This window comes from Chroogloeocystis siderophila 5.2 s.c.1, from assembly GCF_001904655.1.
In the GTDB taxonomy this organism is placed as follows: Bacteria; Cyanobacteriota; Cyanobacteriia; order Cyanobacteriales; family Chroococcidiopsidaceae; genus Chroogloeocystis; species Chroogloeocystis siderophila.
Genome location: NZ_MRCC01000019.1, coordinates 57,852 through 78,649 on the forward strand (window position 1 = coordinate 57,852; position 20,798 = coordinate 78,649).

The 20,798-nt window shown below is 45.3% G+C and carries 15 protein-coding genes and 3 pseudogenes; 7 read left to right on the forward strand and 11 right to left on the reverse strand.

Annotated features, from left to right (window positions below; genetic code table 11):
* Window positions 1-98 precede the first annotated feature (98 nt).
* Window positions 99-385 (reverse strand): annotated as a pseudogene (locus NIES1031_RS26435) (rhodanese-like domain-containing protein).
* Here NIES1031_RS26435 and NIES1031_RS25815 point away from each other — a divergent pair.
* Window positions 352-789 (forward strand): annotated as a pseudogene (locus NIES1031_RS25815) (MBL fold metallo-hydrolase); the annotation flags it as partial. The pseudogenes NIES1031_RS26435 and NIES1031_RS25815 overlap by 34 nt on opposite strands.
* 283 nt (window positions 790-1,072) lie before the next feature.
* Here NIES1031_RS25815 and NIES1031_RS19655 read toward each other — a convergent pair.
* Together NIES1031_RS19655 and NIES1031_RS19660 are read right to left on the reverse strand one after the other, a co-directional pair.
* Window positions 1,073-1,738 (reverse strand): Fe2+-dependent dioxygenase, encoded by a 666-nt coding sequence (locus NIES1031_RS19655; RefSeq protein WP_073551209.1) that lies wholly within the window; start codon window positions 1,736-1,738, stop codon window positions 1,073-1,075.
* 108 nt (window positions 1,739-1,846) lie between these two features.
* Window positions 1,847-2,029 carry a hypothetical protein gene (locus tag NIES1031_RS19660; RefSeq protein WP_073551167.1) on the reverse strand — a complete coding sequence of 61 codons (183 nt, stop codon included), beginning with the start codon at window positions 2,027-2,029 and terminating at the stop codon, window positions 1,847-1,849.
* 532 nt (window positions 2,030-2,561) lie between these two features.
* Between NIES1031_RS19660 and dnaK the strand changes: the two genes are divergently transcribed.
* A complete protein-coding gene (gene dnaK / locus NIES1031_RS19665) occupies window positions 2,562-4,433 on the forward strand; it encodes a molecular chaperone DnaK (RefSeq protein WP_073551168.1) in 1,872 nt (623 codons plus the stop codon).
* A 443-nt stretch (window positions 4,434-4,876) separates the two neighbouring features.
* Here the strand turns inward: dnaK and NIES1031_RS19670 are convergent, their stop codons facing one another.
* From NIES1031_RS19670 to NIES1031_RS19685, 4 genes are all read right to left on the reverse strand, one after another.
* The gene (locus NIES1031_RS19670; protein ID WP_084544409.1) at window positions 4,877-6,091 is read right to left on the reverse strand and encodes an HhoA/HhoB/HtrA family serine endopeptidase; all 1,215 of its coding nucleotides are present in this window, start codon (window positions 6,089-6,091) and stop codon (window positions 4,877-4,879) included.
* Between the two features lie 645 nt (window positions 6,092-6,736).
* Window positions 6,737-8,374, reverse strand: coding sequence for a chaperonin GroEL (gene groL, locus NIES1031_RS19675; protein ID WP_073551169.1), 1,638 nt, complete (start codon window positions 8,372-8,374; stop codon window positions 6,737-6,739).
* 104 nt (window positions 8,375-8,478) lie between these two features.
* On the reverse strand, window positions 8,479-8,790 hold the full coding sequence (groES, locus tag NIES1031_RS19680; protein WP_073551170.1) for a co-chaperone GroES: 312 nt from the start codon (window positions 8,788-8,790) through the stop codon (window positions 8,479-8,481).
* A gap of 144 nt (window positions 8,791-8,934) precedes the next feature.
* Window positions 8,935-9,456 carry an Hsp20/alpha crystallin family protein gene (locus tag NIES1031_RS19685; RefSeq protein WP_073551171.1) on the reverse strand — a complete coding sequence of 174 codons (522 nt, stop codon included), beginning with the start codon at window positions 9,454-9,456 and terminating at the stop codon, window positions 8,935-8,937.
* Window positions 9,457-10,121: 665 nt separating this feature from the next.
* On the opposite strand from NIES1031_RS19685, the gene NIES1031_RS19690 reads away from it, so the two are divergent.
* From NIES1031_RS19690 to NIES1031_RS23490, 4 genes are all read left to right on the forward strand, one after another.
* Window positions 10,122-11,192, forward strand: a complete 1,071-nt coding sequence (locus NIES1031_RS19690; RefSeq protein WP_073551172.1) for a glycosyltransferase family 4 protein — start codon at window positions 10,122-10,124, stop codon at window positions 11,190-11,192.
* 245 nt (window positions 11,193-11,437) lie between these two features.
* A complete protein-coding gene (locus NIES1031_RS19695; protein WP_073551173.1) occupies window positions 11,438-11,659 on the forward strand; it encodes a hypothetical protein in 222 nt (73 codons plus the stop codon).
* A gap of 740 nt (window positions 11,660-12,399) precedes the next feature.
* Complete coding sequence (locus NIES1031_RS24525) at window positions 12,400-12,537, forward strand: hypothetical protein (protein WP_178378193.1); 138 nt, start codon at window positions 12,400-12,402, stop codon at window positions 12,535-12,537.
* A gap of 88 nt (window positions 12,538-12,625) precedes the next feature.
* Window positions 12,626-12,844 carry a hypothetical protein gene (locus NIES1031_RS23490; protein WP_143167830.1) on the forward strand — a complete coding sequence of 73 codons (219 nt, stop codon included), beginning with the start codon at window positions 12,626-12,628 and terminating at the stop codon, window positions 12,842-12,844.
* A gap of 244 nt (window positions 12,845-13,088) precedes the next feature.
* Here NIES1031_RS23490 and NIES1031_RS19710 read toward each other — a convergent pair whose 3' ends face one another.
* From NIES1031_RS19710 to sbcC, 4 genes and pseudogenes are all read right to left on the reverse strand, one after another.
* Window positions 13,089-13,847, reverse strand: coding sequence for a PRC-barrel domain-containing protein (locus NIES1031_RS19710; protein ID WP_073551175.1), 759 nt, complete (start codon window positions 13,845-13,847; stop codon window positions 13,089-13,091).
* Between the two features lie 203 nt (window positions 13,848-14,050).
* A pseudogene (ftsH, locus tag NIES1031_RS19715) lies at window positions 14,051-15,986 on the reverse strand (ATP-dependent zinc metalloprotease FtsH).
* Between the two features lie 90 nt (window positions 15,987-16,076).
* The gene (locus NIES1031_RS19720; RefSeq protein ID WP_073551176.1) at window positions 16,077-16,592 is read right to left on the reverse strand and encodes an Hsp20/alpha crystallin family protein; all 516 of its coding nucleotides are present in this window, start codon (window positions 16,590-16,592) and stop codon (window positions 16,077-16,079) included.
* Window positions 16,593-16,822: 230 nt separating this feature from the next.
* Window positions 16,823-19,846 carry an exonuclease subunit SbcC gene (gene sbcC, locus NIES1031_RS19725; protein ID WP_073551177.1) on the reverse strand — a complete coding sequence of 1,008 codons (3,024 nt, stop codon included), beginning with the start codon at window positions 19,844-19,846 and terminating at the stop codon, window positions 16,823-16,825.
* 509 nt (window positions 19,847-20,355) lie between these two features.
* Between sbcC and NIES1031_RS19730 the strand changes: the two genes are divergently transcribed.
* The gene (locus NIES1031_RS19730) at window positions 20,356-20,715 is read left to right on the forward strand and encodes an ArsR/SmtB family transcription factor (RefSeq protein WP_073551178.1); all 360 of its coding nucleotides are present in this window, start codon (window positions 20,356-20,358) and stop codon (window positions 20,713-20,715) included.
* Window positions 20,716-20,798: the final 83 nt, after the last annotated feature.

Here is a 20,798-nt window from a genome sequence, read left to right on the forward strand (position 1 = left end):
ATTAGAAATCCTAGACTTAATTGTGTGAGGAGTGAACTGGATTGAAAAGGCTCTTGGGATCGAAACACGGAAAGTTCCCAAGAGCTTACTCTTTTGTTTTATGCAGGTGCTTCTACGGGTAATTCTGCGGCTTTCCACGCTATCCATGACCCAGGAACATTCGTCACTTTCTCAAATCCATGCTTTTTGAGCAGACTCGCAGCGATCGCAGCACAAAAGCCGCTACCGCAGCATGTTGCTATATTCTTAGAGCGCTCTAGCTCGTGTAAATGTTCCTCGCTCCTGGGATAGCACCCTTTTGATATTCATCATCGCCACGGACATCTAGTACCAAAACATTAGGATCGTCTAGTTGTCCCCGAAAACGCAAATGCAGCGTGTGCAAATTGCTTCATTCGCAACGGAGAAACATTGCAAATTGGCAATGTCAACATTAAGGCGATCGCGACTCCTGGACATACCGATAGCCACGTCACATATCTTGTCAACGACACGCATTTATTAACCGGCGATGCATTGTTTATTTGCGGCTGTGGACGGACAGATTTTCAAATTGGTAACACAGCGACTTTTTACTTTACCAGACGACACGTTAGTTTATCCAGGACACGATTATCGAGGACACACAGTATCCACTATTAAGGAACAAAAGATGCGACAAGTTCAAATCGTTGCAGGATCGCTAGTCTTACTTGGCACTTTACTGGGTGCATTTGTTTCTCCCTGGTTTTTGATTCTGAGTGGCCTTGTTGGTGCAGAATTAAATTTGCGGGAATCACAGGAAACTGAACGCTAGCAATGCTCCTTAGCAAACTTCCTTACAACCGTAACTAGGGTTAATACTCATGCTCTGGATAATCGGGTACCTTCTTACAGTTCGTATCGGGCTGAGTTTGGGCTTAATTGGTAGTAGCTCAGTCTTGCGGCTCTTGTCTTAATCTACGTGATGGATGTGCCAACAAAAACAGCATTAGTGATTTGATTCAACGCTAAGTAAGTTCTCTACTGAGTGGCTCATTAGCTAGCTTTTAACCCTGACCTCTGACCTCCGACCTTGACTCCTACTATCAAATTAAACCTCAACCCACTTACGAAGCAAGTTCGCATGCGATTTACAAACAAGATCGAATTCTGGTGTTTTACCGTATTTTTCATACATAACTTGTTTGACCGTATTCAACTCAAATAAAATCTCGCGTTCGCCAGGATCGCGGATGAAGCTTTGTATCCAGGTTACCGCAGCCAGTCGAATTCCAGTTTTCACAACTTCAACGCGATGTAAAGTTGTAGAAGGATAAGCGATCGCTGAACCGGCAGCCAGTTTAAAAGCCTGTTCGCCTAATGAAGTTTCAATGACAAGTTCGCCACCCTCATAGGTATCTGGAGGATTCAGAAATAGAGTTAACGATACATCTGAACGCATTGACGGTGTTCCCATCAATGCATTATCAATGTGATAACCGTAGTACATCCCTGACTCGTAGCAACTAAATAATACGGGACGTATTGCTTTTGGATGTACCGCAGCTTGAAACAGCTGATTGCGTTGTAGTGCTTGCTCGACGATTGACCGTAAATCCTGTGTTATTGCGGATTTTCCTGAAATTTGAGTATTATTTTTTACTTCTTTGGCATGCCATCCCGCTGTGAGTTTACCATCAATAAACTCAGCATCTTTCAGTTTGGCGTTGATTAGTGCAAGTTCTTCAGGAGTAAGAATATCGATACATAAAATCATAGTGAATTCAACGTGCGATCGCGTGTTGAATAATTTTAATTTTAAAAGCAGGACAAGGTATAAATCACGATTATGTGCCATCGTCCTGCATTAGCAACTTACTTTTGGTTAGTTTTCGCCACCTTCACCAGCTTCACCCGCTTCACCAGCCTCTCCACCAGGAGTTGGTTGTGTTTGTGTTGGTTGCGGTGTTCCTACTTCACCAGCTTCACCCGCTTCACCACCAGGAGTCGTTGTCGTACCACCGTTACAAGCTGAAACAGTAGCAGCAAGACCTAGTGCAAGAAACATTTCAATTGCCCTGGAACGCGCGATCGATGCTCCTCAAGTTCAAAACTACTTGCTTTATTATCCTAGTGGGGTGCGAGTTTTTAACAATGTTGCACAATAAACAATAAATACGATAGCAGAACCTACGTTGACCGCATTTTGTTGTGGATTGGAGATAATCTCTTTATCTCTTCAATAGACTGGCTATATGAATACTTAGCGCATAAATTCGCTACTAGATATGCCTTGTTCACTGTTGTGTACTTCCTCATCTCTACGGTAGGACAAGCATCGCGAGTTCGGGAACAGGAACCTATCGCATCTGAAAAACCGATCCCTTTCACTTTTTCAAAGTTTTACTATTGATTGGTAGACGCTGGTATTTAATGATGGCGCTTTTCCAATATTATTTTTTTGTCATCGGATGCTGCGTTGATATCAAGAGTTGACACAATTTTAAATAACCTACATTTTTCTGCATAAAAATCGGGTAGGTGTGACCGAATCAAGTTCAATAAAATTCATCACATGAATTTTAAGGAGGTTACTAACGATGGCCAAAGTCGTTGGAATCGACTTAGGAACAACAAATTCTTGCGTTGCCGTCATGGAAGGCGGACAACCCGTTGTGATTGCTAACGCTGAAGGTAGCCGTACGACTCCATCAGTAGTTGCATATACCAAAACGGGTGATAAGCTGGTGGGACAAATTGCCAAACGGCAAGCCGTGATGAACCCTGAAAACACGTTTTATTCAGTGAAGCGGTTCATAGGGCGTAAGTATGATGAAGTCACAGGCGAGTCCAAACAAGTTTCTTACAAAGTGATGCGCGATAGCAACGGCAATGTCAAACTTGACTGCCCAATTCTCAAAAAACAGTTTGCTCCCGAAGAAATCTCGGCAGAGGTACTGCGAAAACTAGTAGATGATGCGAGCAAATATCTAGGCGAACCCGTCAAGCAAGCCGTAATTACTGTTCCCGCATACTTCAACGACTCACAGCGGCAAGCTACCAAAGATGCCGGACGCATCGCGGGAATTGAAGTATTACGAATCATCAACGAGCCGACTGCCGCTGCGCTTGCCTATGGGCTCGATAAAAAGAGCAACGAGACTATTTTAGTCTTCGACTTAGGGGGCGGTACTTTTGACGTATCCATCCTAGAAGTGGGTGATGGTGTATTTGAGGTGAAATCCACAAGTGGCGATACCCACTTAGGTGGCGATGACTTCGACAAAAAAATCGTCGATTGGCTAGCAACAGAATTTCAGCGCAACGAAGGTGTCGACCTGCGCAAAGATAAACAAGCTTTGCAACGCCTCACCGAAGCTGCCGAAAAAGCCAAGATTGAACTGTCAGGAGCAACACAAACAAACATTAACTTGCCTTTCATTACAGCAACGCAAGAAGGTCCTAAACATCTAGACACGACACTGACGCGATCGCAGTTCGAGCAAATGTGCAGTGACTTGCTCGATCGCTGCCGGATACCCGTCAATCAGGCTCTGCGCGATGCTAACCTCACAGCTGCTGACATTGATGAAGTCGTATTAGTTGGTGGTTCAACGCGCATTCCGGCTGTACAGCAATTGGTACGGCAAATCACAAACAAAGAACCGTGCCAGGGTGTGAACCCAGATGAAGTCGTTGCAGTAGGTGCAGCGATTCAAGCAGGAGTACTGGCAGGCGATGTGAAAGACATCTTGCTGTTAGATGTGACGCCCCTATCGCTGGGTGTAGAAACCTTGGGCGGCGTGATGACCAAAATCATTTCCCGCAACACCACGATTCCCGTTAAAAAATCCGAAATCTTCTCCACCGCAGCCGATGGGCAAACTAACGTGGAAATTCACGTTTTGCAAGGAGAGCGGGAAATGGCTGTCGACAACAAGAGTCTGGGCACCTTCCGGCTCGATGGCATTCCTCCGGCACCGCGCGGTATCCCGCAAATTGAGGTGACGTTTGACATTGATGCCAATGGCATTTTGTCGGTGTCTGCAAAAGATAAAGCCAGTGGTAAAGAGCAATCAATTACCATCACAGGTGCATCAACGCTCGATAAAGCTGAGGTTGAGCGCATGGTCAAAGATGCAGAACGCAATGCCGCAGAAGACCGCAGACGACGCGATCGCGTAGATACAAAGAACACCGCAGATTCTGTTGCCTACCAAGCCGAGAAGCAACTCAAAGACTTGGGCGACAAGGTGCCAAGTCCTGACAAAACTCGTTTAGAAGGTATGATCCAAGACCTGCGGCAGGCGATAACGCAAGAAAACTACGATCGCATGAAATCCCTCACTAACGACATCCAACAAGCCCTCATGCAAATTGGCAGCGCCGTTTACGCCCAAGCAAGTAGCAGTTCCACCGATGGCAAAGACGGTGAGGATGTGATCGATGCCGACTTTGTTGAACACACGTAAGTTGTTCAACATTTAAGTTGTTAGTTTAGAATGCACAGAAGCGAGCACAGCTGCACAAAAACAGGTCTTTGCGTGTTTTAGCTTAAAGCCATAGATGTCGCAGAAGCACAGAGATCGCACATCTTTAGTGTTGTGTCCGACAGCGATCTCTGTAGCTAAGATTTTTCAAAACTAAAAAGTTTGAATCGTTATATGGCAGTAGTACCTTTGAGGTAAAAACTGTTGTCGTTATCGGCAAGTAGAATTGATCTTTCAACACGGGTGGCTGATATGGCAAGACGCATTCAGGTGAGGACAAGTATATTGAGTAAATGTATTGCTCTATAAAGCTTTGAGAAAAGCTAATAGCTAACAGCCAATTGCTAACCGCTATACTGACGACCTCCCCTAGCAGTTGCTTGTCAACACGAAATCAAGTTTTATCAGCTAACTATGCTGACCCTTTACAGACGACGTGCATCCTGTAATTCTCCTGAGCGCACAGTTAATTGCAAGATTTGTTCGCCCCGCTGCACTCTAAACCGCAACGGTTGACCAATACGGCTGTTTTCCACTGCCACTTGTAACTGTTCGGCCGTAGTAACTGCTTTGCCATCTATTTCTACGATGACATCCCCTCGGCGCAAGCCTGCGTCAGCAGCCGGACTTGAAGGCATGACTTGTACCACAAGCACTCCATTAATTTCTGGTACGGTGAATGGCGTATTTGGGTCGCGATTTGACTGTTTCGCTAACTCTGGAGTGAGAGTGAGCATCCGAATACCAATGTAAGGATGGGAGATTTTTTCGCCGCGAGCCAGTGCGTCTTTAATTGCCTTGGCTTTGTCAATCGGAATCGCAAACCCAATTCCTTGAGCTTCAGCGCGAATCGCGGTGTTGATGCCAATCACTTCACCACGAGCATTCAAAAGTGGACCGCCAGAGTTACCAGGATTGATCGCGGCATCAGTTTGAATGAAGTCTAGACGTTTGTCAGGAATGCCTACCTGAGCGCTGGAACGGTTGAGGGTACTGATAATTCCTAGAGTTACAGTATTATCCAAACCTAAGGGGTTGCCGACGGCGATCGCCCAATCCCCTACCTGTACTGAATCCGAGTTTCCCAAGAAAGCTGTGGGTAGGTTTTGTCCGTCAATTTTAACGACGGCTAAGTCTGAAGGTTCGTCAATTCCCCGCACATCTCCTCTAAAGCTGCGCCCATCCTTGAGCGTGACTTTCACTGTGTCAGCACCGCTGACGACATGAGCATTGGTAAGGATCATACCGTTGCGGTCAATAATGAAGCCTGAACCCTGCCCCCGCAGATGATACTCTTGCGGCAGTCTAGGAAAAATATCCTCGCCAAAAAAACGGCGAAAGAAAGGATCATCAAAGAAAGGGTCGGGGTAATTTGTTGCAATCGTGCGCTCAGTGTCGATTCGCACTACAGCTGATCCAACTCGATTGACGGCGGCAGTCACAAAGCTGCGGCTATCATTATCAAATTGCACCTCAGACGCAACTGCTTGAACCTCAGGAGTATTGACGAGATAGTTGGAAATTAATTGTGTGGGAAATGCCCGTACTACAAGCAAGGTCGAGGCAATACTCAAAATAGCAGTAAAAACATAGCTAGCAATCTGACGCAGTGGTGGAAAGCTTTGTTTAGAGGCTGACATAAAAAAGCGACCTCCGATTTACAGAGTCTTTAGCAGATAGTGCCATGACCGCGTTTGTACGGTGCCAGGCACCGCTTTGAAAAGGCGAGGTGTTGGGCTTCACTTGCGATTGCCGGGACAATGATAAACTTTGTTCATAAGTACAGATATAAGCGCTAAAAAGCCAATTAGGGTAACGCTAAAGAAGTTCACCTTCCCAAGCAAGGTAAAACTTCTAACATTACCCACTCCTGGAGGAACTTGAGTTAGACTCAACGTCTACCCATCTCATTCAACTAGAGCAACTAGAACATTAAATTAACCGCGCTCCAGTAAGCTCCAAGAAACATAAAAGTAGCAAACCAAAGGATAAATTTATTTGGACGTTGGAGATTAAAGGTCTTCATGAGTCACCTCACTTTTTTGTATTCTGATGAAGGTGAGAGCTAAAGGCTAGCTTTGTTAATAGAATCGATCTTCTATGATGTCCTCAGCCTCGCTTCAAACAAGTTGGTGAAAACTCCTCACACCCAATCAAAAATGAGAACGCTTTATTTAGGAGAAGGGGAAAACTCGATTTTCCCCTATTTTCAACTTTCTGATGACAGGCAACGACTACATTGCTGTTCTCGTCTTGATGGAATATATGCAATATTCAGTAATAATTTAGTAATCGAGATCTTCGCCACCCATGCCAGCACCAGCAGGTGATTTAGCCTTGGAGGGTTCTGGTTTGTCTACAACAATGCACTCAGTCGTCAGCACCATACCGGCAATCGAAGCCGCGTTTTGTAGCGCGCTGCGTGTCACTTTAGCGGGGTCAACGATACCAGCTTCAAACATATCAACGAAGCGATCGCTTGCGGCATCATAGCCAACATTGAACTCTTTCTCCTTGATACGCTCTGCGATAATCGCACCGTTCTGACCAGCATTTTCTGCAATTCGGATGAGCGGAGCATACAAAGCGCGGGTGACAATCATTGCACCGATCAATTCTTCGCTGTGTAAGTTATCGGCTGCCCAGTTTTCCAATTGTGGAGCTAAATGTACCAAAGTTGTACCGCCACCAGGAACGATGCCTTCCTCCACAGCCGCTTTGGTTGCGTTGATTGCGTCTTCTAAGCGCAGCTTGCGGTCTTTCATTTCTGTTTCTGTGGCTGCACCTACTTTCACTACGGCAACACCACCAGCGAGTTTCGCAAGACGCTCTTGCAGTTTTTCCTTATCGTAGGAAGAATCAGTTTCTTCGATTTGACGGCGGATTTGTTCGCAACGTGCCTTAACTGCCTTTTCGTTGCCCTCAGCAACAATCGTAGTGTGCTCTTTCGTAATCGTGACACGACGGGCTTTGCCCAGCATTTCCAGCTTGACGTTTTCTAGCTTCAGACCAGCGTCTTCAGTAATCACTTGACCGCCAGTGAGTACAGCAATGTCTTCCAGCATTGCTTTGCGCCGATCACCAAAGCCAGGAGCTTTTACCGCAGCAACGTTGAGTACACCACGTAGCTTATTCACCACCAAGGTAGCCAAGGCTTCTTTTTCGATATCTTCGGCAATGATCAGCAGCGGCTTGCCACTCCGCGCCACTTGCTCTAGCACGGGTACTAAATCTTGTACCAAGGTAATCTTCTTATCCGTAAGCAAGATGTACGGCTCTTCCAAAGTTGCTTCCATCCGCTCTGTATCGGTGGCGAAGTAAGGCGAGATGTAGCCTTTGTCAAAGCGCATTCCTTCGGTGATTTCGAGTTCAGTGGCCATCGACTTCCCTTCTTCGAGGGAAATCACGCCTTCTTTACCGACTTTATCCATCGCATCGGCAATCATCTGACCGACTTCGTCGTCGTTACCTGCACTGATCGCAGCAACTTGGGCGATCGCCTTCGAATCATTGACAGGTTTAGCGTGTTCAGAGATGCGATCAAGTAAGTAATGAGTAGCTCGATCGATTCCACGTTTCAGCGCAATGGGATTAGCGCCTGCGGCGACATTTCGCAGTCCTGCTTTCACCATCGCATGCGCTAGAACCGTCGCTGTGGTAGTTCCGTCACCCGCTGCATCATTAGTTTTTGCAGCTGCTTGGCGAATGAGAGATACGCCAGTGTTTTCAATGTGGTCTTCGAGTTCAATTTCTTTTGCAATCGTCACGCCATCATTAATAATCTGGGGTGCACCAAATTTCTTCTCTAGAACCACGTTGCGCCCTTTTGGACCAAGAGTAACAGCTACAGCTTCTGCTAGTATATCTATCCCTTTTTCTAAGGCACGACGTGCTTGTTCGTCATAAACGATTTGCTTAGCCATGAATTTCCTCCAGAACTAAAGAATTTTGATGCTGAAGACGACTTACGGAGTTTTATTACGTATCAACAGAAAGTTTGAAGCTTAAAACTTCTCGCTCTCAATTTTTAAGCAAGCGTTGCTAGAATGTCCTTCTCTGATAGCAGAACGTATTCTTCACTACCTAACTTGATGTCAGTTCCGGCATATTTAGAGTAGAGAACTTTGTCGCCAATTTGAACTTCCATTGTTTGGCGCGAACCATCGTCATTGCGTTTGCCAGAACCAACCGCAACAACTTCTCCAACTTGGGGCTTCTCTTTTGCCGTGTCAGGTAGGAGAATTCCACCAGTGGTTTTTTCTTCAGCTTCATGTACTTTCACGAATACGCGATCACCAAGTGGTTTTACCGTAGAAACGGTTAAAGCTACAGTTGTCATCCTCAATTTTCCCGATTTACTTCAAAACTCAAGCTTTCCCAAAACGACTGACTATTTTTCCCGATTAATACCACGAAGTCTATTGCACTGGGGCTGGGAAACTTGCCTCTATGTACTTCAGCCCCAAACCGCTTTATTGCTGCCTCAAGTAGCAGTTGCTACAGCGGCACTGCTCTCGCTTGACCTTGACTCACTAGAAGCTTCTAAAGTGGTAGTTGGTGTTGCCGATGCCATCTCGCCTAGGTTAAGTTTGACAACCCGATGACGATACTCTTCCGACTTGGGCAAAATTAGAGTGAGGATACCATTGCAGAACTCTGCTCTAGCTTGTTCGTGCTGTACAGGTAAAGGCAGCGATACAACTCGATGGAACTTGCCGTAAGGAAATTCAGAACGGAAGTAGCCTCGATCTTCAGCGCCTGGAGGATAGCGACGCTCACCTGCAATCGAGACAGTGTCGCGAGTTACGTGGATATTGATATCGTTGCGATCAATACCAGGAAGTAGCGCACGTAAAAGCAAGTTTTCTGGAGTATCTTGTAACTCAATTGCCGGTAGCCAGCACTTCGAATATTCGCTACTTAATTTTAATTCATCAAACACCTGGTCAATTTGACGACGTAGGGTTTCCATTGCTTCCATTGGTTGCCAACGCCGGATCATCATAGATTTCTCACCTCTACAACAATCTTAGATTTCAAGTGAATTAATAGGTATAGCGGATTTTATCGTTGACCATTCAACCAAACAACGCAATCAGTGAAATCCCAGAAATTACGGTCGAAAGGCTCTCTCAACGAGTTGCTATTTCCCAACCTCTGCGTTTTGGCATTTTGTAAACTTCCCCTATCGAGGAGAGAACTCTGCCTTTTCAGCATATTTAGTTGAGAAGGTAATAGAATAACCGTTACCAGATGCCATCTCTCTTTAGTAACAGATGTTGATTAGCACTCCCTATATCTAAGTGCTAATTTAACGAAGGAGTTTTCAGAATGGCAACCCATTTTTGTGTGTTGTTTTCCGAACAAAATTTTTTTCGGTTCTCCCTACTGCTCAGGAATTTTCAAAACTCTAAAGTTTTTATTAAATTTGATTAGAAAGTTTTATGAAATTTTCTTCTAGGCGCTGTGAAAGAAAAAATGGACAGCCTCTAGGGTGCATCGTGAAATCTTCAAAACTTGTCGTGGTGTAGCACGCTACTACGACTGGGCTGCGTTGCGATTCACTATTTTTCAAGACGTCTCCCTTGAAAGCTGGTTGTTAGGTGCTGAAAAGTAGCTCATTAGCATTTTTGTGTTGATTACCCATACTTACAACAGGAGGAACGTGCAATGCGGATTGCCCAAATAGCCCCGCTGTGGGAGCGAGTCCCACCTCCAGCCTATGGAGGAATTGAACTGGTTGTCGGATTACTCACCGATGAGCTTGTCAGGCGCGGACATGAAGTCACCTTGTTCGCAACGGGAGATTCAATTACCCTTGCTAAACTAGAATCCGTTCACCCCCAAGCATTACGCTTAGATACCACAGTTAAGGAATATGATGTCTATGCAATGCTACAACTGAGTAAGGTTTACGAGCGAGCGTCAGAGTTTGACATCATTCACTCTCACATGGGTCATGCAGCTTTACCTTACGCCAACTTGGTAAAAACGCCTACCGTACATACGCTTCATGGCGTCTTTACCCCTGACAACGAGAAGTTGTTTATGTACGCCCGCCATCAACCCTTCGTCAGTATCTCTGACGCCCAGATGGAACCAAGATTAAGTTTGAACCGCGTAGCTACAGTATACAACGGTATTGACCTAAATAACTATGAGTTTTGCCCGCGATCGCAAGACCCTCCTTATTTAGCATTTCTAGGACGACTATCTCCAGAAAAAGGCCCCCACTTGGCGATCGAAATTGCCAAGCGTTCCGGTTGGCGCTTGAAAATGGCTGGTAAGGTGGATGTCGTTGATCGCGACTACTTTGAGCGCGAAATCAAACCTCACATTAATGGCAAACAGATTGAGTATGTAGGCGAGGCAAACCATGCTCAAAAATGCGAACTGATGGGCGGTGCAGTCGCTACACTGTTCCCGATTACTTGGCGCGAACCGTTTGGATTAGTGATGATTGAGTCGATGGCAACAGGAACGCCAGTAATTGCCATGGAACTCGGTTCGACACCAGAGGTTATTGTTCACGGACAGACAGGCTTTTTGTGTCGAACGATTGATGAGTGTATTGCAGCGATCAATAAAGTGCCGCAGTTGAATCGCTTTGCTTGTCGAGAGCATGTCGTCAAAAACTTCAGCGTGCAGCGCATGACGGATGGTTACGAAGCAGTTTATCAACAAATCCTAGCCGAGCGTTTTGCTCAAAATGGACACGTTCGAAGTGCGATTCAAATGTAATTGCCAGGTGCAGCCGGATGGTATCCACCTTTTTATATGAGGCTTGGAAGTTCCTCAACCAGCATTCCTCAAGTCGTTATGCACAAAGACTCCGTATAATATCTGAATATTCATGTTGTTATATAGATTCAGTAAAATTAATTGGTTTAAGGCAGTTTTATTAAGAAAATCTGCATCGCATAATAATATCTTTCAACCGCTTCTTATGGGGTGAGGCGCAGCATGAAAATAGCTGTTGAGAGGTGATGTGCGCTGTTAAGAGGTATACCTTTTTTGTTAAAGCATGGGCGATCGCAGAAGATGAAAAGACTACATTTTTTGTTCCTTGTCGGAGCTATCTTCAGAAAGTAGAAGCCCTGTTTGAAGAGCATCGGAAAAAGATTCTGCATTTAGTCCCTACAGCACACGTCGAGCATATTGAAGCGACGTCAATACTAGTTCTACTGACAAAAGGAGATTTAGATTAGCAAGTCTCGGTGTCGCTACACGAGTTTAATCAAGCGGTTGTTCTTTTGCAGGCAGAAGACTCAAATCATCAACTTGAAACTTGGACTGAATCGTTTGCCAGCTTTAAAGTTGAAGAAGATTCTGACATTTCGGTTGGGGTTTAGTTAGTGATTCAAAGTTCACAAAGCGATATTTTTGTTAAAAGTCGATTGTTGCTTCCACAGTCAGAAAAGGTGAAAGAACTCAATCGGTTAAAGCAATTTTAGGGAGATATGGATACATGTATCAAACACAAAGGCAAGTTTTTACGGCGCTTTTGGAGAATAATAGACCTTCTGCATGAATGCGAGTGTGAATGAATTCGCAGCTAAATAAACCCTGTCTACCCCCGTGGAATTACCGATAAAACACTTATTTGAGTGTGCGCTGGTCAACTTTGTTTGAGTAGCCCCGAAGAAAGTCGAAGGGTATCTAGGATTCATGCATAAAGTCTAATGTATAAAGTTGCTGTGGAATAATCCCGTTGCACCCAATCTTACAATTTTTGTTTCATTAGACCTGTTACGCGAATATTTCAAGTCCCCTTGTATCTTAAAAGCAGAGTGGTAGACCAATACCCCGCAGGTTGAAAAACCGAGATTTAGTCAAGGTCACCGCTCACCCTTCTGTCAAAATCTGGAAAAATCGCCAGGGTCAAGAACCAGCATCGGACAAGGTTGAGGGATTGATGAAATACATTGCACGCATCAAGAGCACAACGATGGTCACAGTCGTCACAGAACCGCAATGGCTCGGGATTGATGTGAGCCAAGCTTGGTTAGATGTCGTTCTTCGCCCTGCTGGCACCTACTGGCAAGTGAGCCATCAGGAGATGGGATGGGTCGAGTTAGTCACTTAGTTGCAATAGATTATGGTGAAGTTGGTTGTCATTGAATCCACTGGAGGAACGGAACGCGGCATCGTCCAACAGTTGCAACGGCAAAGATTTGCTCTGTGCGGTAATCAATCCCAAGCGAGCACGTGACTTTGCTAAAGCCTGCGGTCGTCGGTTGCTGCAGGCGGGTAAAGCGAAAAAGATTGCCTTAATCGCGTCTGCCCACACGCTGTTAGGCATTCTCAATGCATTAGTCAAACAGCAAGTGTCGTGGAAAGACCCAGCAGCGCTTGATTCCTCCCCACTGCCTTTGCCTGGGAAAAGGGGTTGACAAACAAGATAATCGCTAGATCCGCGCCACCACTCAACGAGGGCACCTCCAAAGGCGCAGTGGCTCCCCACTCGTGAGGTACTTTGAGTTGTTTAGAAGCCACCCAAAATTGGGGGTTGGGGCAAGCTTACTCATGCTGGGAAACAAGATGTGATTCATGCCGGAGGTCTATTAAGAACGAAGGTTGCTCTGCAGCGGGTGAACGGGAACGTTAGATAATAGGAAATCGCTTGAGCAATCACTTTTATGATTTTTTGCCAGTGAGATTCCAGGCAGAATCAAGGGCGCGTTTGACACGTTCACTTGCTCGGTTCAGACTCTGCTGAAAGCTTTCCCACTCGTTTTGTAAGAACTCGGTTGCTTGTTGCAAGGCATTTTTATCGTGCTGTCCAGATGCTGCAAGTTCGTCATGCACTTCTTTTATCTTCACCCGCACGACTTCTGGCTTGTCATGCGGTGAAACTAGAGACTGAAGGCGGTATGCGATTGTCTTCACTAGGTTCTTAACCTGTTGTGATTTTTCGCTCAAAAAGCCCTTCAGTCCTTCTGGTTCGCTCTTGAGACGCTCCTGTGCTCCTTCTCGTAGCACTACCGCTTCTGCCTCAATGACTACATCTTCTGGATATAATACTGCCCGTCCGCCAAAAGGAGCAGCTATATCTCCACTCAGGATAAAAGCAGCAATGTTGCCAGTTTCCCAATCAAACAAAAAATCTTCTACCCACCCCAAAGAATCTGTCATCGATGAGCGGACTGGCAATCGGTACAGGCGGCGGAGATTGAGCGTGGTTTGAGGCAGGACTGTATGGCTATAAGTTAATACCGCATCAGGACCAATAACAGACACTTGTTCGAGCGGCGTATATCCTTCACTTGTGCCTAAGTAAACTACCTGACCAGTATCATCAATCCAAACCTCTTTGACTGTACCGAACCGAGATGCAGTCGCACTGTCCAATTCCATTAAACCGAGTATTTGGCTACGACGTACAACATTAATCATGGCCTTGTTCTCCTTAAGATTCTTTTCTTTGTTTGGCATGTTTGCAATTGGGCAATTTCTTTGTCCACGTAGCGCTGCATTTATTCGCGCTTCGATGGCACGAATCTTTAATAAAATAGAGATAGAAAAAAACAAGCTATGCTAGATGACCAAGTCGTCAAGGAAGATGGTTTACTGTTCGATGATATGGTTCGCTAAATCCATTAAACTAAATTTTCAGTGGTGAAGGCTGTGGTGGGAATACTTTCTAAGAGTTTACCCGCATGCAGCCACTGTACTAATTCATCTGGGGCGATCGCCTTGTCAAGTTGTTCTCGTAGTTCGGGTTCCTTATGTAACAGAATTTGGGCTGTTTCTTCTAGCAAATTTCGATTTTTCCTCAAAATTAATAAAGCCATCTGGTGGGCACTATCGACAATTTCCTGTACTTCTCGGTCAATTTCCTCAGCAATTTTGGGACTGACTGGACGACGCGGATTGCTAAAACCTTCAAGGAACTGGCTTGGTTGAACCTTCTCAAAGGCTACAGGTCCTAAACCATCACTCATGCCATACAAAGTGACAAACCGCTCAGCTAAGTCAGTTGCCTTCTGAATGTCATCGCTAGCTCCAGTAGATACTTTACCACAGATTAGCTCCTCGGCAGCGCGACCAGCTAATAGAGTTGCAATTCGTCCGCGAATTTCATCCTCCAGCATTAAGACGCGATCTTCCTCTGGCATCTGCACAGTGTAGCCTAGGGCACCCACACCATGAGGCACAACTGAGATCTTCTCGACTTTTCCCGCACCAGGCATTAAGCTACCGATGATCGCGTGACCCACTTCATGATAGGCAACAGTTTTTTTCTCAGTTTCATTCAAAACGCGAGATTTTTTCTCCAGTCCCGCGACAACACGTTTGATCGCCTCATTAAAATCTGCCATTGTCACCGCAGCACGATTCTGACGCGCCGCCAGTAAAGCTGCCTCGTTGACAAGATTAGCCAAATCTGCTCCAGCAAAACCTGGGGTTCGCGCTGCAATCTTTGCTAGATCGACACATCATCACCACGCTTCACATTCTTGACATGGACTTTCAAAATAGCTTCTCGTCCGTTTTTGTCAGGGCGATCAACAACAACCTGACGGTCAAAACGACCAGGGCGACGTAAGGCTGGGTCAAGGACATCTGGACGGTTAGTAGCAGCAAGGATAATGACACCTGTATTAGCATCAAAACCATCCATTTCTGTTAACAACTGGTTGAGAGTTTGTTCGCGTTCATCATTGCCGCCAATGAAGGGCATATTACTGCCACGAGATTTACCTAAAGCATCTAACTCGTCAATAAATACAATACAAGGGGCTTGTTGCTTTGCCTGTTCAAACAAATCCCGTACCCGCGCTGCACCTACGCCAACGAATAATTCAATGAACTCGGAACCGGAAATACTAAAAAATGGTACTCCCGCTTCTCCAGCAATTGCTTTAGCAAGTAACGTCTTACCAGTACCTGGCGATCCAACGAGTAACACTCCCTTGGGAATTTTGGCACCCAGACGGATATATTTGTTCGGGTTTTTGAGGAACTCAACGATTTCTTGGAGTTCAACTTTGGCTTCATCGACTCCAGCAACATCGTCAAACTTGACTCCAGTAGTGCCTTCTGAATAGATACGCGCCTTGCTCTTGCCCACGGTTAAAGCTGCAGGACCACTAGCCTAACTCCGGCTAATCAGCCATCCCCAAATGCCAAAGAAGACTAAAGGAGGCACGATCCAACTTAGCAAAGTTGTAATCCATCCAGTATTATTAGGAGGTGGGGCAGCAAACTTGACTTGATTCTCTCGCAGAATTCTTGGCAAATCAAGATCCAAAGCTATTGGTGTTGTTATAAATACTCTAGGAGATTCAGAGGAATTATTGGATTTGAGTACATACTGAAAATCCGCTCTGCTCCAATAATCGCACGGTCAACTTTTCCTGCTTCTACCTGATTGATGAAATCGCTATAAGCAACCTCTGGATAGCGAGTTCCTAGATTGGGAATAATAGCTAAGTTAAACAGTAAAAGTGCCGCCAGGAAGATTAGAAAGCTCTCGCCGACCTGGCTTGGCTTTGGTACTTTAGGTGAATTGCGATTGTTTTCAACTGGCATTTCGATCCGCTCTTTGAAAATGTATATAGGACGAATCTGACTCCGCCATTTAATGGCGGAGTATCATGAGAAGTGATCGCCTTTGCTAGCTCATTTTCTAGTCATCTGTTGGTTAAAATCAGAAGTTCCACTAGACTCGGCTGCCGGAATAGCGTGCTGACTATTTGCCAAGTTGAGCCGGACAACTCGGCGGCGAGCTTCTTCTGCTTTCGGCATTGTTAGCGTCAAAATACCATTATTAAACTCAGCTTGCACCTGGTCGTGCTTCACAGGTACAGGTAAATTGATCTGACGCTGGAACTTGCCATAGCGGAATTCCGAACGGAAGTATCCTTGCTCTACTATACGGTCTTCATGACGGTGTTCACCCGCAATAGAAACGCCTTCCCGACTGACTTGAATGTCGAGATCCTTGCCTTCTACACCAGGAACTTCTGCCTTCAAAATCACATTCTCATCAGTCTCTTTAAGTTCAATCGTGGGTGTCCAATTCAACTTACGCCGTCTTGATTCGTCGTTAAATTCAACCAATTCATCAAATAATTCGTTCATTTGACGACGCAGAGTTTCTATTTCCTGAAATGGTTGCCAACGTACTAATGCCATACAGATTTCACCTCCAAGTAAAACATTGAAGATGTGAGGCGTCAGTTTTTCTCACGAGATCTAGCCAGGAAACTAGGCTAACTGACCTGGCTCATTTACCTCTATCTGTAGTATCTATAGATTTGCTTTTGAATCGACAATTTCGTCAGTAGGGAAAACCATACTGAATCTAGTAGTACTTTCTTCCAGATAGGGATTCTCTATGCCTCTCGGTCATCTTATGACGTTATTTAACTTGCTAAACTGAGGCGCGAGCCATTTTGGGTTTTAGCAACTTCAATTCGGGCTTGAAACGCTTCCTTGAAGTAGGGCATATGCGTCACTGTCAGAATACACGCAAAATCACCTGCGATCGCATTGATCGCGGCAATCAAGCGATCGCATCCTTCTTGATCTTGCGTCCCAAATCCTTCATCAATAATCAGTAATTGTAGTGCGGCTCCGGCGCGTTGCGCGAGCAGTTTAGCCAACGCCAAACGAATCGCAAAGTTAATCCGAAACGCTTCTCCTCCTGAGTAAGTTTCATAAGGTCTTGTGCCGCGCGCATCGGCAATGAGAATATCGAGCGTATCGATCATTTTAGTCGCTTTTTTGCGCGTTCCACTCCGCCCAGCTTTTTGCGTCACAAATTGAACGTGCAATTGATTCGCACTCAACCGCGCCAAGAGTTGATTCGTTTCGGCTTCGAGTTGCGGTAAGACATTCTCAATCATTAATGCTTGAATGCCATTTTTCCCGAAGGCTTGCGCTAATTCTTGATAAACGCGGTGGCGTTGTTTTATTGCTTGTAGTTGTTGTTGTCCTTGTTCGTATTGTGCTTGTAGGGCTTCAAGGTGGTTAAACTGTTGCTGAAGTTGCCCTAAATGACTGAGTTGCTCGTCAAGCTGTCGCCGACGAAACGCAAGTTGCTGTTCTAAGGTTTGAATTTCTGCGGTAGGTAAAGGTGTTTGTTCGAGTTGCTGTGTTAGGGACTCGATTTGCGCAACCAGAACTTGACGTTCCGCGCTTCTTGCTTGAATCGCTTCTTTGAGGTCTTGCGATCGCGCTTGAAATTGCGGATACTGCTCTTGGGCATTTTTTAGCTGTTGATAGCGAATTTGCCACGTTTGCGCCTTCCGCAAGGCGATGCGGAGCGCGTTATGCTGTTCAGGTGCATAATTAATTGTCTTGATTTTTGCGTCTAAAACTGCAATTTGTTGCGCGCATTCTGAATGCGTTTGCTGCTCAACAATTTTTTGATTTAACTCGGCAATTTGTGCTTCAATCTGTGGTTGCCGTTGTAAAATTTGTGACAAGCGTTTTTGCGCATCCTTCAATTGTCCTTGACGAATTTCTGCCCAGCGCCACCGCTCGATTTCACTGCGGGCTAAAGCATGCTCTTGCTCGTTGTAGTTTAACTGTTGCAATTGTTGCTCGATTTGTCGCAGTTCTTCTTGTTTGTCGCGCGCATAATCACCTTCAGCTAGTGATCGCTCTAGTTGCTGTTTTTCTGCAATAATCTGCTGCAAATGGCGTTGTACGTCATCGGTTGCTGCGAGTTGCGCTGCGAGTTGTCCGCGTTGTTCTCTTAACGCATCGTAACCGGCAATTTGTTGCGAGATTTCGCGATATTCTTGACGCAATACCTGAATTTCGCGTTCGGATACTGCCATTTGTTCGCGGATCACCCAAAACTGCTGTTGAATTTCTTGTTGTTCGGTTTGAGTTTTTTCAACAACACGTTGCCAATGATGTTCCGTTAACGGGCGATCGCACAACGGACACGTTGCGTCGGGGTTTTGCAGCATTTGCAGCTTTTGCTCTAATTCCCCCATTTGTTTTTCGTAGTCGCGTTGATGCGCTTGTAGGCGTTCCATAAAATGACGCCGTTCTTGTCCTTTTTCGCGGACTCGTTCGAGGTAAACGCGCTTTTTCTCGAGTTGCTCTAGTTGAACTGCGACATCCATCACCGCTTGCTGAAGTTGCGGTTGGCGTTGCTGTTGATGAGTAAGTTGATTTTGAGAAGCTTGCAATTCTTCGAGTCGCGCTTGCATTCGTGCTTGAACCCGTTCGAGTTGTGTTTGCAGCGATGTGCGGTATTGCAGTAGCGGTGTCACTTGCAATTGCAGTTGATCTAACTGCGCTAGCCGATGACGCGCGGCGGCGAGTTGCGCTAACCCTGCTTCAACTTCGCTCGATTTTTGCAACGTTTGCTGAATTTCTTGTTCTTGCTGCTGTAAAGCGGCGAGTTGTCCTTCGGCGTGTTGAAGTGAGGAGCGAATTTCGTTGATTTGCTGGGCGAGTTGCTGCTGTAAGTGCTGAAGTTGCACCGTAGCGCGGGAATGTTCTTGAAATTTGGCAGAAAGCGTTTCTTCCTCAGTTTGCAAGCTTTCATACTTAGCATAGCCTGCGTGAATTTCGTCGGTATGACTCAGCGTTTCTTCAATCGCTGATAGCTGTTCGTTGATGGCGCGACGTTCTTCGGCTAGGCGATCGCTATCTTGCGTCAAGTTTTGGTACTGCTGTTGTAAAAAAACTAGCTGTTGTTCCCAAGTTTGTCGCTGGTGTTGAATAACTTGTAGGCTTTGCAGTTGAATTGTGTCAAATGCTTGCTTTTGTTGTAGCTGGTTGTGTTGTGCTTCTAACTCTGCGCGTTCTTGTGCGATCGCTTCTTTGTGCTGCAACGAGCTTTGCATTCCTTCTAGAGTGCGCTCTAATTGCTCAGCTTGCGCTTTAAATGAGCGCGATAAGTCTTTTGCTCTTTCCTCTAAATCGTCGTATTGATTGAGTTTGAGCAATTCTGCTAAAATTTCTTTGCGCTCAGTCGGACGCTTGAGCATAAATTCGTCAGCGCGTCCTTGGCGGAGATACGCCGAATTAATAAAGGTATCGTAGTCAAGTTTGATGTGTTCTAAAATTAACTGCTGCGTTGCCCGTACACCGCGTTCTGTCAAAGCTCGAAAGCCATTCGGTGTCGCAATTTGAAATTCTAGCGAACTGCTTTGTCCGCGATGGCGCGTCCGAATCACGCGGTATTGATGCTGGTTACTGATAAAGATAAAGTCTACCTGAACTTCTTGCGCACCGGTGTGAATAATATCGTCTTCAGAAGCTGCGCGGCTTTGCCCCCAAATTACCCAAGTCATGGCTTCGAGTAATGAAGACTTACCCGCACCATTCGATCCACAAATGCAAGCAATGTGCAGCCCCGAAAAGTCCAGGGTTGCATCGCGGTAGCTTAAGAAATTTTTCAGCGTGAGTTGAACTGGAATCATCTAGGCTATAGCGCCACACTTGAAATATATCTAAGAAATAACAGTACATTTGCACTGTTGCCTAGTCTATCCACGAGATTATTAGGTTTCCAGCGTTCAAGCCATTACCTTCACGATTCTTAATATATAGCCCTAGTCATAATTAAATTCGGTTGATTAGTGATGATAAAAATGGTGACGGGTGATTAGTCACTATCTGGTTATTTAAAAAGGGGATTTTTACAACAAAAATGCCTTCTACTGTCTATGCAAGAAGGCATTATTAGTCAGAACAAAAAGAAGCAGTAGATTTATGGCTACTAAAAACAAGCATACTAACTTGGTGTGGCAGTGCTATGACAATGAGATGGTGATGTTGTGACGCTTTGGTTGGTCTACAAAATAACCTGCACGTGACATTCATTGACAGAATCTTCACTTAGTATAAGAGTTACTGGCTACTTAGCTACAATAACCAATTAGTTATTTAACTATTATCATACTAACTACCACAGTATATATATATATCTATGGTTAAAATCAAGCCACAAAAGACCGATCCCACAATTCTCACTGCTGTAGCAGACTATTTCAAGGTGCTTTCAGAAGTCAGTCGCTTGCAGATTTTAACTTGTCTAAAATTAGGTCCAATGAATGTTATGGAACTAGCTGAAGCAACTGATTTAGGACAGACGAACCTTTCCAAACACCTGAAAGTGTTAACTCAAGCCGGTATTCTATCGCGTCAAGCTAAAGGGACAAGTGCTTATTACAAAATTGTTGACCCGATGATTTTTGAATTTTGTGAATTAGCGTGTGATCGTGTGAGCGAACGAGTACTAAAGCAGGCGGCAAGTCTCAAAGCTTTGCGGGGAAAACAAGTTTTTTAGCACTCTAGATTAGAATCAAATCAATCTTGAGCGCATAACTTTACATTGGTTATGTTCTAGACTGGTGGATCAAGTTTAGATGT

What these genes read in the sequence shown, in the direction of transcription:
- NIES1031_RS19655 (WP_073551209.1), bottom strand. Translation starts at nt 1,738, where the DNA reads ATGATTTTATGTATCGATATTCTTACTCCTGAAGAACTTGCACTAATC.
- NIES1031_RS19660 (WP_073551167.1), bottom strand. Translation starts at nt 2,029, where the DNA reads ATGTTTCTTGCACTAGGTCTTGCTGCTACTGTTTCAGCTTGTAACGGT.
- dnaK (WP_073551168.1), top strand. Translation starts at nt 2,562, where the DNA reads ATGGCCAAAGTCGTTGGAATCGACTTAGGAACAACAAATTCTTGCGTT.
- NIES1031_RS19670 (WP_084544409.1), bottom strand. Translation starts at nt 6,091, where the DNA reads ATGTCAGCCTCTAAACAAAGCTTTCCACCACTGCGTCAGATTGCTAGC.
- groL (WP_073551169.1), bottom strand. Translation starts at nt 8,374, where the DNA reads ATGGCTAAGCAAATCGTTTATGACGAACAAGCACGTCGTGCCTTAGAA.
- groES (WP_073551170.1), bottom strand. Translation starts at nt 8,790, where the DNA reads ATGACAACTGTAGCTTTAACCGTTTCTACGGTAAAACCACTTGGTGAT.
- NIES1031_RS19685 (WP_073551171.1), bottom strand. Translation starts at nt 9,456, where the DNA reads ATGATGATCCGGCGTTGGCAACCAATGGAAGCAATGGAAACCCTACGT.
- NIES1031_RS19690 (WP_073551172.1), top strand. Translation starts at nt 10,122, where the DNA reads ATGCGGATTGCCCAAATAGCCCCGCTGTGGGAGCGAGTCCCACCTCCA.
- NIES1031_RS19695 (WP_073551173.1), top strand. Translation starts at nt 11,438, where the DNA reads ATGTGCGCTGTTAAGAGGTATACCTTTTTTGTTAAAGCATGGGCGATC.
- NIES1031_RS24525 (WP_178378193.1), top strand. Translation starts at nt 12,400, where the DNA reads ATGGTCACAGTCGTCACAGAACCGCAATGGCTCGGGATTGATGTGAGC.
- NIES1031_RS19710 (WP_073551175.1), bottom strand. Translation starts at nt 13,847, where the DNA reads ATGATTAATGTTGTACGTCGTAGCCAAATACTCGGTTTAATGGAATTG.
- NIES1031_RS19720 (WP_073551176.1), bottom strand. Translation starts at nt 16,592, where the DNA reads ATGGCATTAGTACGTTGGCAACCATTTCAGGAAATAGAAACTCTGCGT.
- sbcC (WP_073551177.1), bottom strand. Translation starts at nt 19,846, where the DNA reads ATGATTCCAGTTCAACTCACGCTGAAAAATTTCTTAAGCTACCGCGAT.
- NIES1031_RS19730 (WP_073551178.1), top strand. Translation starts at nt 20,356, where the DNA reads ATGGTTAAAATCAAGCCACAAAAGACCGATCCCACAATTCTCACTGCT.